The following is a 16985-nucleotide window of genomic DNA, read 5'->3' as shown; positions in this document are numbered from 1 at the left end:
GGTAATCAATAAATATTACTAAACTACACAAAAATGTATTTTAAATATAAATAAAGGTTTTTTGAATATAAAAAAGATGCAAAAACCACTATTGAAACGCACTAACCATATTATTGTAGTCAAACAATTTCCTGAAAAATCATTTAAATTAATAAGTAAAAGCGTGACCAAAATGATCAACAATCATAATGAATTGAATGTTTAGTCCAAAACCAAAGACTTAACTCTTTTTCTGTAATTATTGAATTTCGTAGAATGGATTAAAAAGAAGGGTAGTTTCCACACAAGAACAAATTCAGGGAAATATTTCAACATAATCGCAAAGAAAAACTGAATTAGGATTTTAAATCCAATACCACGGACCATCGATCTTTTAATACGAGTGGTGTTTTCCAGTGGAACCACTCTTAGACGATACCCTCAAGCATTTAAGTCACGTAATAATAGATTTGTCCGAATTAAAATTAGGCAAACGATCTTCCTTTGAATAAATCTAAAGCTGGTCATCAGCTGCAATAAGGTCCTTGCCCATGATAAAAGCGGAAATAGGCATATGCGGAAGCTACCTTTTTAACCTTATCTTATTCCTTGGATTATTAGTAAGTTGGTAATTAAAAAGCTTCAATTCTTTAATCATACCATCAAGTATTTTTCACCTCTATTTTTCACTTAGGTATTTCCAGTATCGTTTAGGCACATGACGAATATGTAATTGTAGGTTTTTCCTCGAAGAGATATTCGTGCTATCGAAATAGTCCTTCCATAAGGTTTGAAATTCAATTTCTTCGACAGCAAAATAATCAGGAGAAGTTTTGCTGGCATCAAATCCCTCGGGTAAGGTCAAGTTGATAATTTCCACCTTATCCAAATCATAATAGAGGCCATAATTTCGCTTAAGGTCATAAATCACCCACTTTTGATCGGCATATCTACTTTTGAAATGTTTGGAAATAAGTGGGAGTACATCAAAATCGGGTTCAATGGTAGCAAAGTACAACCCGTCTTTAGTCAATCGAAATCTAACAAAAGCCTCCATGCGGTGTTTTTCACGCCCAACGCTTTTAGCAACCTTACTCAATTCCAAAACATCAGGATTAGAAAAATCTGAATCAACCGGTAGCCTACTCTCAAAAATATATTGAATATAACGTAACAATAGATTTTCAATCCCCTGTTTTTCACTCAAAAAGCCATAATAGATACGCAGTCTTCCCGCATTTGATGTTTTCTTCCCTAAGCCTTTCCACACCCGATCTGCTTTAACCGGATCTGCAACCACTACATTTTGCTTGCCAAATAAGGAGGCTTGAGATTCACTATCTTTTTGGATAAGGACGCGTTTTAATTTCAAATCATAGACCTGAAATACACAGGTCAAAAAACCATCAAAACTACCATCATAAATGAGTATGGAATCCTGAATATTTAGCATTTATTCAAATAAATTCAATTGAGTGCTTAGTGTTTTTTGATATTTACTGGTGGTGTTTTGAAGAATAAGAGACTTCAGTTGTGGGCCAGTCAAATCCCTCCGTTCAAAATCCTGTGAGGCACAGACAAGGAAATATTTGGCTCTGTTCATGGCTATACCTATGCGCTGTAAATGCTCCCAATTAAGTCTTCTAAAACGTCTTGCCTGAATGATTTTATGCACGGATTTCATGCCCACTCCCGGTATACGTGCCAACATTTCCCGATCAGCAGTATTCACATCCACTGGAAAGTATTCCAAATTCCTCAGGGCCCAACCCAATTTGGGGTCTACCTCCAAGTCGAGGTTTTTGTGGGACTCATTCAATATTTCATGCACTTCAAAACCATAGAAGCGCATCAACCAATCTGTCTGGTACAGCCTATTTTCTCGTAACATCGGTACTTCGGTGCCAATATGTGGCAAACGCGAATCATAACTGATGGGTATATATCCGGAATAGTAAACCCGCTTTAATTCAAACTTTTTATAAAAATAATTGGAGGTCCACATGATTTGCTGATCACTTTCTCCGCTAGCCCCTATAATCATTTGCGTACTTTGCCCTCCCGGTGCAAATAGTGGGGTGCTTTTTATTAGTTTTTTTCAGATTTGTATTGGATGATCTCATTTTTAACTTTTATCATTGGCTTGATAAAGTCTTCACGATTTTTTTCCGGGGCCAATAGTTTCAACCCTTCCTTGGTAGGAATCTCAATATTTACACTCAACCTATCTGCATAAAGTCCAGCCTCCTTCATCAGTTCATCAGAGGCTCCGGGAATGGATTTGAGGTGAATATAACCATTGAATTTTTCTTCAGTTCTCAATTTCTTGGCTACAGCCACCAACCGTTCCATGGTATAATCTGCACTTTTGAAGATTCCTGAACTCAGAAACAAGCCTTCAATATAATTGCGACGGTAAAAATTTATGGTCAAGTCAACCACTTCCTGCACCTGAAAAGCGGCCCTCTTGATGTCATTGCTTTTTCTTGTTACACAATAGGCACAGTCAAAAATGCAATGATTGGTCAGTAATATTTTTAGCAAAGATACACAGCGACCATCTTCGGTGTAGGAATGGCAAATCCCCATCCCTGTTGCATCACCGAGCCCCTTATTGGTGTTGCTCCGCTTGCTACCACTGGATGCACAGGACACATCATATTTGGCTGCATCTGCAAGTATTTTTAATTTTTCTTGAATACGTGTAAACCCCATATATGGTAATAAAACTTGGACAATTTGCTGAAATTCTTCCCTAAATAATGCCCATCAAGAAGGATAATCTAGCCTTACAAATATCTACCTAACAAATAGAAGAGAACAATAGATTTCTTTTAGAGGACTATTGATTTGCCAGACCAAATTGTATACCAATCTTTCAGAACGGTTTATAATTTGAAAACAAAATCATTAACCAATTGTTTAACCCGGATTATTGTAATAGGATTTCTCCGCCCTGACAAGGTCAGGGGTGAAGCCTGTCCAGTGTTTACGGGAAGTGTTGCAATCGCAAGAAAATCAGGCTGTTTGGAGATTTTAGCATAGCACGGCTATGGTGAAATTGAAAACAGCAATGAAGTGACTGATTTTGAAGCGATTTCAGCACGTAATAGATTGTCTATTGCATATTTCGGGTTTAATCTGAAGCCTTTTACAAACGTTTGAAAGCTCAGGAATGTTACGTCTGGATTTGAACCCGAAAAATGAAATCGGTCATGATGGAAAACTTTGGGAAATGCATGAGAAAATAAACATTTTGGCAGCGATTTAATTCCAAAGGAGTGGATAGCAAAAAAACTTCCAGCTTATTCAGCAATACCATCTGTTGTGTAGCAATTGAATTGATACGATTAAATCAATCCTTAATTCAGTTCATCAACATAGACATTGCCCATGGCTATGGTTTTTCCTGACAGGCCCCTAACAGCCTGTTCGGTTTCCTTATGTTTGGCAAACCAATTGTGATGTATTTCACATTTTTCTTCAGGTACACCCCTAATTACTACGGGTGTTTGGGGTGCATAAAAAGTGTTGTTATAGATCTCCATTGTCGTTCCCGCGATGTCCGTATTGTCTTTCCTGTCCCTGCCTCCGTGCATGTCAAAACAATGACTTAATGATATGCCCAGCTCAATATTATGCCTAGCTATGTATCCACAACCCGACACCCCGGTACCTGCAATAGAATGCCTGTTTTCATTGAATAAATTATATTCGATTAGAGAATCAGCTGCAGCATGGCTTATCCCATAACCGAGGCCATTGTACTGGCATTGATGGATAAAATTATGATGAATATGGTGTCCAGAACCCTTTTTAAGAAAAATGCCGCTACCTGAAAAAGCTGAAACCTCACAATTGTCCACTTTCAATTCAGGATATTCCGTCACTATTCCTCTCGAAACTGGGAATTTGTAATAATAATCACGTCCCAAACCTTCAGGTCCAAAAGCGCGTTTGTGATGTTCCAGATGACGGTCAGGATTTGGCCCTTGAATTCTTAGCCCCGATATTCGTACCCCTGGCCCAATGGCACGAATCAGGAACCGGGTCTCCAAAGCATTGCTTAGCAAAATTCCACCTTTAGAACCTTCATATCCGCGGTTCCCGGCCAAGGTTACCCCTTCAGGAATTTCTAAAACCAACTTTTCAATAAAAACCCTAGTGGTTAGGTCTATATTAATTTCATCGGGAATAAAGACAACTTGTCCCGACTTTGCTTGCGCAAGTGCATCCAACAATTCATCCAAGTTTATCGCCTCAAAATCTCCCTTTACAATTGGAAAGGCATATCCATTCCCTCCACCAATCGGCCCCATATCACTAGGTTTGGCGCCATAAATCTCATCATTAATAGCGAGCCAACTTGGCTTTTCCGGATTTTCGCCTTCAACAGGTTCAGTCAAAAATGTACTTGGGTTCCAATCTTTTAAGGGAAACCCTAAAGTGCAGGCCGCTAAACTGCTTTTAGCAGCAGTAGAAAAAAATTGCCTTCTGGAATGTTTGCTATTATTATTTTCTTCCATATGTCTTTTCAATGCAAAATACTAAACTGGTTTCAATCCGTATTTTATAAATCTAATTAATTCAAGTTAATTATACAGAGAAATTAATAGTTAATAAGCTTAGAAATAGGGTAGCCATAACCCTAGCACTTCTTAGATAAAATGATTTTATGGTTTAATCATTTAAAATTGTTGGATAGACTTCCTCCCTCATACAATTTCAGTTATTAATTTAAATAGTGAAATAAATTAATGTACTAATCCATTGCCCATCAGCCAGAAATTTAAAGTCAAATCAGAATAATAGGACATAAATTCATACTGAGACACATTTTGAATTCAGAATTTACATTAAACATTATCATAATAAAATTTTAAAAATATAGTATTGTTTTTAATCATAAATTAAATTTAAAATTTTATATTATTGCTTAATCTGAAAAGATTTCAATTAATAATTAAATTATAAACCCAAAAAAATGACGCCAAACATACATTATCATCAAAGGCTTATTAGGCAGCTTTTGACTGGAATAGTGACTTTTGTATTCCTCTCATGCTATATCCCAGCTTTAGGAAACAACAAAAAAGCCCCTAATTCGAATAGGGGCAAATTTATTCAACCGCATGTTTTTCCGGAAAACGAAAATGTTAGGCCTATAGCTAAAGTGGTGGACGTTTCTGTATCCGGTACCGTCCTGGATCAGGCAGGGGAACCCATTCCCGGAGTAACGGTTTCTGTTGCTGGAGCAGGAATAGGCACGGCAACAGACCTGGAAGGAAAATACAGTCTTTCCGTTCCAGAAGGCTCAATACTGGTCTTTTCTTTTATTGGTTTTGAATCCCAAAGAATCCCTGTTGGGGATCAAAGTATCATAGATGTAACCCTTGAAGAAGACATTTCTTCACTTGATGAAGTTGTAGTCGTCGGGTACAGCGCTAAGCGTCAATCAGAGTTATCATCATCAGTTGCTATCGTTGGAGAAGAAGATTTAAAAAACGGTGTGGTATCCAACAACTTGGGAACCATGCTTCAGGGAAAAGTTGCCGGTTTAACCGTATCTAACACTGAAGGCAGACCCGGAAGCGCTACTAACCTTGTTATTAGAGGGGTCGGTTCTATTGGTGCCGGTTATGGGCCTTTGTACGTGGTAGATGGTGTAATTGGCGGATCTGCAAACCCTATGGATATCGCCTCTATTACAGTACTAAAGGACGCTGCCGCTACAGGGCTGTATGGTTCACGTGCAGCAAATGGAGTAATCATCATTACAACCAAAAAGGGAAAAAGTGGTGAAACCAAAGTAAGCTATAGTGGATCAGCAGGAATTAGTCAATTCAGAAATGGCAATTTAGAAATGATGAATTCCGCGGAATTGTATGACAGACAAGAGCAAGGATTTAGGAATTTTTACGATGCTCAAGTTGCAGCAGGTGTTCCGACCTATACCAACCAAACCTTTGACCAATACCTTAACAATGTCCTACCCTCTTCCTTATTGGCTTCCGATACAGACTGGCAATCCCTACTTACCAGAACCGGACATGTTAACCAACACCAGCTTTCTGTTTCCGGTGGCTCTGATAAAACCACCTTTTACGTTAGTGGAAATTATTACAATGAACTTGGGACGGTCTTAGGAACTGAATATCAAAATTTGGATCTCCGTGCCAACCTAAAACACCAGATTTCGGACAGATTTACCCTACAAACCAGAATCAACGCCGGCGCAAACAGAGCCCCAAATGAACCTCTCAGCGGACAGGAAGGAACCATGACACAGTTGTACAATAATTTACCATGGGATCCTGCTTTTGAAACCGATGGAGTCACTCCATACAATCCATTGGAACCGGGATATGTCTGGATAGGAAATGCCAAATCCAATTATTTCTACAACAAAGACCACCAAAGAGACATTACCAAAAACATGCGATTTGGAATCGACCTTCAACTTGACGCTCAAATCACGGATTGGATGCGATTTTCTACCACTAACAGGGTCGGATTAGCCGGTACAGATTGGACCCAGTTGCTGGATAAAGACCATCAATTGGCGAGTTTTGAGAATGGAAGAATTAGCCAGACCTATTCTTATGACCAATCATTTCTTACCTCAAACCTTTTAAACTTGGAACACCGCATCGGTGACCACAGTTTGGCAGGAATTCTAGGGCAAGAATACAATTATCTCAGCTCTTCTTTTACAGGAGCTGTTGGGATGGATTTAGCCGGAGGACTAAGCGCGCTAAGTGCTGCCGGAAGTCCAAAGTCTATCTCCGGAAACAATACCGAAACAGGCTTTTTATCCTATTTTGGACAGGTCGATTACAATTACCAAGGGAAATATTTTTTGGTCAGTTCTGTTAGACGGGATGCCTCCTCTAGGTTTGGTGCCAACAATAGGTGGGCTACTCTTTATTCGGTTGGTGCTTCTTGGAATGTTAACAGGGAAAACTTCTTAAAAGATGCCACTTGGATAGATTTATTAAAGATCAGGACTAGCTATGGCACAACAGGAAATGCCAACATTGCCCCCTACTTATCCCTAGGCACATATAGTTTCACCACCAATAGTACTTACAATAGGTTATCAGGAGCGCGGCCTGCAAGACGAGAAACCCGGATTTAACCTGGGAAATGGCCTACACAACCAATATTGGGGTTGAATTTTCCATATTCAATCGAATCAATATTGAAGTCGATTATTACAATAGGGTAAATAAAAATTTATTGCAAAGCGTACCCCTTTCTGCTAGTAGTGGTTTTTCAAGCCAGCAAAGGAATGTTGGATCCGTTAGAAATCGTGGGTTGGATTTTAATATCAGCACTGTAAACATGGATGGTGCTTTCAGGTGGGAAACCAATTTCAATGTAAACATCAACAGAAACAAAGTTTTGGCCTTGAATCAAGGTGAAGACATTGCAAGTGGGCAGATGAGGATCCGAGAAGGCTTACCGATGCGGTATTTCTACATGAAAGAATGGGCTGGAGCAGACCCCCAAACAGGTGATCCTCTTTGGATCAGGTGGGAAGATGCTGAAGGCAATTTAATTCATGGGGCAGATAAAGTTGAACCGGCAAACATTAGCACTACCAATACCTATAATGCAGCAAGCAACCTTTTTGTAAGTTCAGCTTATCCGGATTTTACAGGAGGGATTAGGAACGACTTTTATTATAAGAATTTTTCTTTAAGTGTTTTGGCCAATTATGCTGTAGGACAAAGCATCTATTTCTCTCACAGAGAACGCATAGATTCGGATAACAACAGCACCAATCAAAACCAAATGAAACTTCAGAAAGACTGGGTGAGATGGGAAAACCCCGGAGATATCGCCACACACCCAAAATTATTAAGTGGTGGAAGTGCTTCCAATGGAACCTCCTCCAGGTATTTAGAAGACGGAAGTTATTTCCGGATCCAAAATGTGAGATTAGATTATGCCTTTCCCCAAAAGGTTTACAAATTCACCGGTATGAGAATTTATATGAGCCTGGACAACCTGGCTGTTTTCACCAAGTTTAGTGGTGGTGACCCTGATGTGAATATGGAAAACCCTGTAATCGCACAATCAGCCAATAGTGCAAGGTTTTCTCCTACCAGAAAAATACTTCTAGGTATCAGTTTTGATCTTTAAGAATTTTAATAACCATAAAATGAAAAAGTACATAAATATCTTTTTACTCACTGTTTTCATGGGATATTTGAGTGGTTGTGACGACCTTGAATATTTCCCAATTGACCAATTGTCAGACCAACAGGTTTCAGAATCACCTGAATTACTATCCAACATCACCATAGGCACCTATAGCCGATTGAGAGAAATGCGGTATGTGAGAAACCGGCAAGCAGCCCAAGAATTCCCTGGGGATGATGCGGTGTGGGTGAAGAACAGTGGGGACAATAGAATGTTAACCTACAGTTACCAGCACATTGTTAATTCTTCCGTTTCCACCCAGTTTTGGCAGGAAGCTTATTATGGTATCTTTTCAGCAAACAAGGTCATTGAGGCCATAGACGACAATGCAGATGAAGAAAATCTCCAATTAAAAGGAGAGAATAGTTTCTTAAGGGCTTTTATGCATTTTGACCTAGTTCGAATGTTTGGCAGGCCCTATTCTCAAAACCCCGAAACCAACTTGGGTGTAATGATTAGAGACAATACTGACGTATCTGCCTTGCCTCCGAGAAGTACTGTTAAAGAAACTTATGAATTCATTGAAAGTGACTTCTTAAGGGCAGCCGAATTGATGAGCATTAGCAAACCCTCCATCTTCGGTTCTAAAGAAGTGGCTTGGGGTATGCTCGCTCGATTATACCTGTACATGGAGCAAAATGAGAAAGCCATTGAATACGCCGACAAGGTGATTAATTCAGGGAAATACAGTCTGCTTGAAACCTCTCAATTTGGAAGTTATTTTACCTTATTACCGGAAAATAATCCGGAGACTATATTTGCTATCAAACTCTTGGAAACAGAGAATATGGGCAAAGGATCCATTGGCTCTTTATACCATGGACAAGGTGGATGGGGGGAAATGTTCGCTTCAAAAACCTATAGGAATTTAATTTACCAAAACCCGAATGACGAAAGGGTCAAGTTCATTGATCCTGATTATATTTATGATGAGGAAGGAAACAAAATACCTGATCCTACGGAAGATGTTGGCTTCCTTCTGCAAAAAAGAGATGGTTTGTCTCAATACTTTATAAACAAATACACCATGGAAGGTGGAGTTCAAATGCTTTCATCCCCCATCGTCATGCGCTTGGCAGAAATGTACTTGATCAAAGCGGAGGCCTATGCAAAAACATCGGGAAAGGAAACCGAGGCCATTGAAATGGTCAATATCATTAGAGAGCGGGCCGGATTGTCGGGAGAACAATTGTTTGACACAAATGACCTCAAAGGGTACGAAACTGTACTGGATGTGGTCTTGGATGAGCGACGTCTGGAACTGGCTTGGGAAGGCCATCGTGCCATGGATGTATTTAGAAACAACAGGCCTTTGGACAGAAGTTCTGTACAACCCTTTGGTTGGTCAGGACCTTTATTGGTACAGCCCACCTCCAATAGCATTGTCCATTTAATTCCTGAAACTGAAATGGCTTTAAATCCGAATCTCATACAAAACCCTACAGAATGAACGACAAAGTTTTAAAGACGCACACCTTATCCAATATTTTCGCTGCACTGATTTTAGGAACATTTTTCCTTGGAAGTTGTAGTGATAAGCCCGAAGACATAAGGAAAAGACCTAATATTCTTCTCCTTATGTCTGACAACCATTCCTGGAATCACTTGGGCTGTTATGGAGATCCGGTAGTAAAAACACCATACATAGACAGTTTGGCTAAACGCGGCCTTAGATTTACCAACGCTTATTGTGCCGCTCCTTCCTGCACACCTGCTCGAGCATCCATGCTTACAGGGATGGATATTTGGAAGCTGGGAGAGGGAGCGAATCTTTGGGGAACCATTTCGTCTGACTTCCAAGTATATACCGATTTGCTCGAAGAATCGGGCTATTTGGTTGGTCACCAAGGCAAAGGTTGGGGACCCGGGAATTATGAAGCAGGCGGATGGGAGCGTAATCCGGCAGGCAATAAATTTGACCGCTTTCAGGATTTTTTGGATCAAAGAGAGGAAGAGCAACCTTTCACCTATTGGTTCAGCTCCAGAAACCCCCACCGGCCCTATGCTGACAATGCAACGAAAGGTACTATTGACTTGTCAGCCATTGAAGTCCCTACCTATTTACCTGACAACGATTCCGTTAGAATGGACATGGCTGATTATTATGCTGAAATTCAAAGTTTCGACAGTGAAGTAGGAGAATTTTTGGAGACCTTAAAGGCTTCCGGCGAAATGGAGAATACCATCATCATTGTTTGTAGTGACAATGGTTGGCAAATGCCTCGGGGATTGGCCAACCTTTACACTTTTGGAACTAAAATACCTATGGTGATTTCCATGCCGGAAAGGTCATCTGGTGCGCGGGTAATCAATGATTTTATTAACCTCAGTGATTTGGCTCCTACTTTTCTTGAATTGGCAGGCCTTCAAATCCCCAAAGAAATGACAGCCAAAAGTCTGGTAAATATCTTGGAGTCAGATAAAAGTGGCACAATTGAACCTGAGAGGGACTTTATGGTAACCGGCAGAGAACGGCATGCCTTTGTCCGAAACGGTGGCGCCGGCTATGGAGGGAGATCTATTGTCACCAAAGATTTTCTATATATCCGTAATTACGAACCGGAACAATGGCCAGCTGGCGACCCTCCACTATACGGAGACGTCGATGCCCATATGCTTCATTACCCGTCTCCCACCAAAGAGTACATGCTTAGGTATAGAGACAATGAGCATGTAAAAGAATTGTTTCAACTTGCTTTCGCAAAAAGGCCAGCTGAAGAACTGTTTGATCTTCGCACAGACCCTGACCAGTTAAATAATGTAGTCGACCAAGAACCCTATCAAAACACCAGAAAAATGCTTGCCGATAGACTGGAAGCCTACCTTAGCAAGACAGGAGATCCTAGAGTAGTCGGAGGGGAAATGAAATGGATGGGTGCTAAATACTTTATGGATAGAGACAAACATCCGGCACCAAGTATTAACGTCCAAGAAGTCCTTGGGCTAAAAGCATCCTATAGTTATATTGAAGACAGTGTAAAACAGGAGAAATAAGCACATTAGGAGTTAATCCCTTAAGCCTGAATTTAACAAGATGACCCAAATTGTAATGAACCCCTTACCCTTCCGTTTCAAATTGACCATGCACTGTTTTTTCATGATCGTTTTGTCTCTCTTATTGGAAAATAGCTATGGGCAAGAAATCATTATAAGCTCGGAAATGCATCATTTGCGCTATGGTGAACAACAAGAATGGTCGGATTTTCCCAAAATAGCAGCGGGAGACCGGCTGGAAATCCCACTTGATTTAGAGAATAGGGATGGTAATCAAACCCTTCAATTTCGGCAACAAGATGTAAAACATGCTTGGCAGGTAAAGATTAACGGCCATCTTCTAGGGAATTTAGACAGGGATGAAAAAGACAAGATCATCTACTTAGACATTCCATCAGGAATACTAACTCTCGGAAATAACAGACTGCAAATTGAGCAGATGGATAAAATTCCGGACGACATTAGAATAGGGCAAATAAAATTAATTAATCAATCAAGGCCAGATGTCTTATCAGAAGCCAGCCTCCACATCGAAGTGTATGACAAAACAAGCGGGAATCTTCTCCCGGCAAGAATTACTGTAACAAATCCCGAAGGAGCCCTTCAAACAGTAGGGGTATCTTCTTCCGAGACCCTGGCGGTAAGACCGGGAATTGTCTATACAGGTAATGGAATAGCCACATTTGGAATTCCATCCGGAAAGTATAGCATTTACGCCAACCGAGGAATCGAATATGGAGTTGATTCGCTTCAATTAGCAATTAAACCGGGAGATAAAATTCATAAAAAACTTTACATCAAGCGTGAAGTTCCCATTGAAGGCTGGATAAGTAGTGACACCCATATCCATACTTTTACCCATTCCGGACATGGCGATGCCAGCATGCAGGAACGTTCCATCACCATAGCAGGCGAAGGAATAGAATTACCTATCATAACCGATCATAATAAACATATTGATATGGACTCAACTGCCAAAGCCATGCAGGTAGCAACATATTTCACTTCGGTTATTGGCAACGAAGTAACTACTCATTTTGGACACTTTAATGTTTTTTCCATAAGGAAGAATACTCCTGTTCCAGAAGTTGATGTTGAAAACTGGGATGGGCTGCTACGAAACATGCAAAAAGCAGTGGGTAAGGGAGTTATTGTATTGAACCATGCGCGAGATGTACACGGTGGGTTCAGACCCTTTGATCAGAAAAGGCATATTGGGGATGCAGGAATTAATCTTGAAGGGTGGAAAATTCCGGCCAATGCGATGGAAGTCATTAATTCAGGAGCCCATCAAACAGATCTCATGCAGTTGTATAAAGATTGGTTTGGCTTATTAAATAGGGGGTATGCAATAACACCAATAGGCGCTAGTGATTCCCATGATGTCAGCAGGTATTTGGTAGGACAGGCAAGAACCTATATCCGAAGCCAAAGCAATGATGCCCGACGTATTGACGTAAAGGAAGCCATTCAAAACATCCGGCAGGGAAAGGTCATGGTGAATTTTGGTTTGATGGCAGAAATGATTGTTGACCACAAATATGGCCCGGGGGATCTGGTACCAAACACCGGAGAGATTAATGTATCTGTCCGTGTCTTGGGCCCAAATTGGTTAGATGCAGATACAGTAAGCTTATATGCAAACGGTATAAAAATTCGTGAAGCAGTCATCTCTAAAGACGATGAAAGTGGAACAGGTGTAAAATGGAACGGCACATGGACACTTCCAAGACCTGCGCATGATGTTTTTCTTGTAGCCATTGCCACAGGTCCGGGAAAGGCCTTGCCTTTTTGGCAAATCGCCAAACCCTATCAGCCCGACAGCCCACTTTGGGAACCCAAAGTTATGGGTTCCTCAGGAGCCGTATGGGTTGATGTCAAAGGGGATGGTACGCCCACGAGTGCTTACGCCTATGCTCAACAATTATGGAAAGATGCCGCAGGCAAAGTTGAACGTTTGATAGAAAACCTAAAACTTTATGATGAGGCTGTCTCCATTCAAGCCGCTTCTATATTAATGGAAGAAGGCTTATTAGATAAATTAATGAAGGACAACAAACCATTGGAACAGGCCTCACCAGCCACAAAGACCGGATTTCATAAATTTTATGCGGCATGGTTGCTAATTGGTGCTGATTAATAATGGCAACTTAGAAGGACCTTGTTATAATATTTCGATACTTATTCAAAAGCCTTCAAAAATCAAATGATATGGATTAATAAACCCTTGGTACAATGACTCTTTGGACAATACAGACGATTGATTGGTACAATGATTTCTTAAAAAAGGAACCATTTACGTATCGAGAGAACACATCGACGAATACTATGATTTCTGTTTATTTGGCTATAATTGGTTAAGAAATAAGATGGATAGTAGCGTGGGTAAACGCCCTTTTCAAAATTGTTATCCTATTTGGGCATGGTATCAATATAAAAACAGCGAAAAGAAAAAACCTGATTTAAGAGCAGTAGGCTTTTTAAGAAAAGGAACCAGAGGTGTTCGTATCGAAATTAAAAAGAAAGAGTCAGAAGTTTTATTGTCTGATTTTATGCTCTGGCAAATCCCTTACTTCCACCATGATTTTATTGGGCGAAATAAAAATGAAAGAAAAAACTTTTCTAATAAATTAGAAAAAATAGGCATGGCCACTTCCCATATAGGCAAGTTGCCAAAAGATCTCCGAAAAGAAATGATAAAAAGTTGGGACAGAGTTTTAGATTTGGATTTCAATGACCGGTATTTTACTAAAGCAAGGAAAAACAAAAGGATCCAAGCAACATTTTGGTCTTTGTCAATAGACGAAGTTGTTAAGGTTGATGAATTTACGGCCCGCTAACTTTGAAAAACAATAACATTACCCACTGCCCAAAACTAAATTATCGATCTGTTTTAATTCAAACCCATTTCATAAACCAAGGCATCGACAAATTTAAAAACCTCATTCTCAACCAGCACCCCTCAACTTTCACTCATTCCCTTCCATCAAAAACCTCTTTTGATTCCTTTTAAATTCTTCGGGCTTATTGTGGTTGGCTTTCTTCTCTTCGTATATTGGCAGGCCTTCCCAGTTAGGGCCTTCCTCCTTTACCTCCTCCAGCAAGGTAAACATGGCACTTTTCATTTCCTCAAGCTTCTCCGGTTCGATAGTGGAAAGGTCCTCTTGTTGACCTGCATCGTTTGCCACATTGTACAACTCAAAATATTCCGGGTTAATGGTTTTGATAAATTCCATGTCCTTATCCGTAACGCCATGGGTTCTGGGCATTTCATCATTGGCACGAGCCATCAACATATAATCTCCTTTCCGCATGGCAACCTCCGGAGAACTTCTATAAAAATACCAGAGCATGGGTTTATCCCTTTCTATTTCCCCTCCCTCAAGCAATGGCAATAAATTTATCCCATCGTATTTCCGATCTGAAGGAATGGCCGCCCCAGCCAATTCTCCGATGGTTGGCAGCAGGTCTTGAAACCAAATGGGCGTTTCAATTTCCCTTTTCCCCGGGAAAGCACCCGGATAGGAGAAAATTCCGGGAACCTTGATGCCCCCGTCATATACCTCCCCTTTCAATCCGCGTAACTCCCCTTGGGACCCCATTCGGTAAGGCCCGTTATCAGAAGCAAAGAAAACCATGGTATTTTTATCCAATCCTCTTGATTTCAAAGCTTCTAATACTCGGCCGGCTGCCAAATCCATGTTTTCTATATTGGCAAAGTATTCAGCTGTCTTCTTGTCATAACCAGGGTAATTGGCGATTAAATCATCCGGTGAAGCAACCTTTGCATGAGGCTCATGAAAAGCCACATAGAGAAAGAAAGGTTTTTCTTTTTGATATTTTTGCTCAAACCAAAGGTCCACTTCATCGGCGACCAGTTGACAGGAATACCCCTTCTGTTCTCCTATTGGGGTTCCATTTCTAATAAAGTTGACAGGATTGAGATGAGAAGGTTGCGCATTATTTTCTGTACCAAGTGAATAATCAAAACCCTGTTGATTTGGCTGGGGCTGATTAAGGTTCGGGTCCTGGGGGAGCACACTCAAATGCCATTTCCCAAAATGGGCTGTCTGGTATCCCGCAGGCTTTAGTAGTTCGGCAATCGTTATTTCATTGTCTGGTAGATGCATGGGAGAACCGGGAGGCCTATAGCTATACATGCCCGCACGTGCAGGAATTCTACCTGTCAACAACCCCACCCTTGAAGGCGAACAATTGGGAGCACCGGCATAGCAATTGGTGAATTTCACCCCTTCAGATGCCAAAGCATCCAAGTTTGGAGTGTTGGCTACTCCACCGTACCCTTGAAGATCCGAATAACCCATATCGTCTGCAAGGATGATCACCACATTTGGGAGTGTTTTCCCATTCTCGCTCTTTGTTACCTTATTGTTTTGGGACCAATTATTTTGAGCATTCACCGCCTGAGTCAATCCAAAAAGAGGAAAAGTAAAGCCGGAAGGGCTATTTGACAAATTAAATTCTTTAACATTTGTATGGTTTAATTAAAGTCTTTGATATCCTACTTTTAAAAGGTTGTTTGCTGAATATTCGAACACCACCTACCGTCTACACATGATAATTATTAAAAATGAATTGTTCACTTTATATTATTACAAAAGCTTTGCATCTATTCAGCCTTAGGAACTTAATCCCATCGCAACCAAATATAAACTTACCCTATAACTTCAGTTGTTCAAAATTAAATTAGTCGCTTTATAGCTGATATAGACTGGATGCATTAAAAGGGTGAAACTCCTATTTAAATCATTGAACATCTACTACTTACAATTGTTTTTAAGAACATTATGCTTATAAATATCAAACCCTGAGGACTCCTTAACCATAGTGGCCTTAGATTTGATACTTGTTTATTTCAAATCTATACTCAGACACATTAAGCAATGACTTCGACATGGACGTTCTAATAATTGAACATTAATTAATGAATTTACCATAAATGAGTGCGAGAGAATCTTAACAGAAAATAAATCAAAACGTTTATTACGAGCAATATAAATTCTAAAGATCAAAAACAAAATATCAATGATCGTAAATAAATCCATAGTAGGACTTCATATCATCCTCCATGAGGCACATGGTATGTTGGCAGGTAAGATTGCTAACGAAATTAAAGAAGTTTATAGACCCATTCATTGGTTTGAAACCCTAATAGCCATTAGTGAGCATGATGACAGGCAACTGGACTTGAACGAAAAAGAGTACCTTTCTGACCTTGGCGTACCAATGGATTTTACCGAAGAGAATTATCAGGTAGATGAAGTTGTAGAAAGGATGAAGCGCATTTTGAGAACCTCGGAAAATAAGTCTCAATGGATAAAATTATTGATTTCTTATCATTTGGAATTTATATATGGCCCTCTCAAAAAAAAGAGCAAAAGAATTTCAGCGTTTTTTCAACAGCAAGCGTCTGAACGGAAAATTATACTCAAGCATTTTGGCCTTCCCAATAAAAAAGCAAAGGAATACCATGAGTTTTTGCGCTTTTGTGATCGATTATCCCTCATCCTATGCAAGGATGAAACCCCTGAATTGGAAAGGCTGCTTGAAATTAACACTTCTATTGGTGAGGAAACATTTTTCATAAAGAAAACAGATGATGAACGTTTGATTATAAGCCCGTGGATTTTTAAGAAAGATAAATTTGAGTTATCGATTGAAGAAAGAGTTTTAAAGGAAACCCAATTTAGCTCTAAAGAAAATTTTAAGGAATCTCTCTTGAAAACCAAGCCACAAACAAAAAAATGGATACTCGCTAAAGAATAAGCAATTGAACAATTACC

General features: G+C 40.0%; 9 protein-coding genes and 2 pseudogenes. 7 read left to right on the top strand and 4 right to left on the bottom strand.

What is annotated here, in order from left to right:
- Positions 1-658: 658 nt before the first annotated feature.
- From WG932_RS27935 to WG932_RS27925, 3 genes and pseudogenes are all read right to left on the bottom strand, one after another.
- Positions 659-1432 (bottom strand): TIGR03915 family putative DNA repair protein, encoded by a 774-nt coding sequence (locus WG932_RS27935; protein WP_483086088.1) that lies wholly within the window; start codon positions 1430-1432, stop codon positions 659-661.
- A pseudogene (locus tag WG932_RS27930) lies at positions 1433-2694 on the bottom strand (putative DNA modification/repair radical SAM protein). It abuts the gene before it with no gap.
- 647 nt (positions 2695-3341) lie between these two features.
- On the bottom strand, positions 3342-4505 hold the full coding sequence (locus WG932_RS27925) for a right-handed parallel beta-helix repeat-containing protein (protein ID WP_483086087.1): 1164 nt from the start codon (positions 4503-4505) through the stop codon (positions 3342-3344).
- A 458-nt stretch (positions 4506-4963) separates the two neighbouring features.
- Here WG932_RS27925 and WG932_RS27920 point away from each other — a divergent pair, with 458 nt between their 5' ends.
- The 6 genes and pseudogenes from WG932_RS27920 to WG932_RS27895 form a co-directional block, all read left to right on the top strand.
- Positions 4964-7117: a SusC/RagA family TonB-linked outer membrane protein gene (locus WG932_RS27920; protein ID WP_483086086.1), complete on the top strand. Its 2154-nt coding sequence runs from the start codon at positions 4964-4966 to the stop codon at positions 7115-7117.
- Between the two features lie 8 nt (positions 7118-7125).
- Positions 7126-8127, top strand: coding sequence for a hypothetical protein (locus WG932_RS27915; protein ID WP_483086085.1), 1002 nt, complete (start codon positions 7126-7128; stop codon positions 8125-8127).
- Positions 8128-8146: 19 nt separating this feature from the next.
- The gene (locus WG932_RS27910; RefSeq protein ID WP_483086084.1) at positions 8147-9637 is read left to right on the top strand and encodes a RagB/SusD family nutrient uptake outer membrane protein; all 1491 of its coding nucleotides are present in this window, start codon (positions 8147-8149) and stop codon (positions 9635-9637) included.
- Positions 9634-11181: a sulfatase-like hydrolase/transferase gene (locus tag WG932_RS27905; protein ID WP_483086083.1), complete on the top strand. Its 1548-nt coding sequence runs from the start codon at positions 9634-9636 to the stop codon at positions 11179-11181. The genes WG932_RS27910 and WG932_RS27905 overlap by 4 nt, the downstream gene beginning before the upstream one ends.
- A gap of 40 nt (positions 11182-11221) precedes the next feature.
- Positions 11222-13321 (top strand): CehA/McbA family metallohydrolase, encoded by a 2100-nt coding sequence (locus tag WG932_RS27900; RefSeq protein ID WP_483086082.1) that lies wholly within the window; start codon positions 11222-11224, stop codon positions 13319-13321.
- Positions 13322-13472: 151 nt separating this feature from the next.
- Positions 13473-14021, top strand: a pseudogene (locus tag WG932_RS27895) (DUF3841 domain-containing protein); the annotation flags it as partial.
- 129 nt (positions 14022-14150) lie between these two features.
- Here WG932_RS27895 and WG932_RS27890 read toward each other — a convergent pair.
- On the bottom strand, positions 14151-15656 hold the full coding sequence (locus WG932_RS27890) for a sulfatase-like hydrolase/transferase (RefSeq protein ID WP_483086081.1): 1506 nt from the start codon (positions 15654-15656) through the stop codon (positions 14151-14153).
- Positions 15657-16227: 571 nt separating this feature from the next.
- On the opposite strand from WG932_RS27890, the gene WG932_RS27885 reads away from it, so the two are divergent.
- Entirely contained in the window at positions 16228-16968 is a 741-nt protein-coding gene (locus WG932_RS27885; protein WP_483086080.1) for a DUF3891 family protein, read from the top strand.
- The last annotated feature ends 17 nt before the right edge of the window (positions 16969-16985 follow it).

The sequence above is a fragment of the Cyclobacterium sp. SOCE241 genome, from assembly GCF_056867545.1.
The sequence above is the reverse complement of the archived record's forward strand: the minus strand, read 5'-3'. Positions and strand labels throughout refer to the sequence as shown.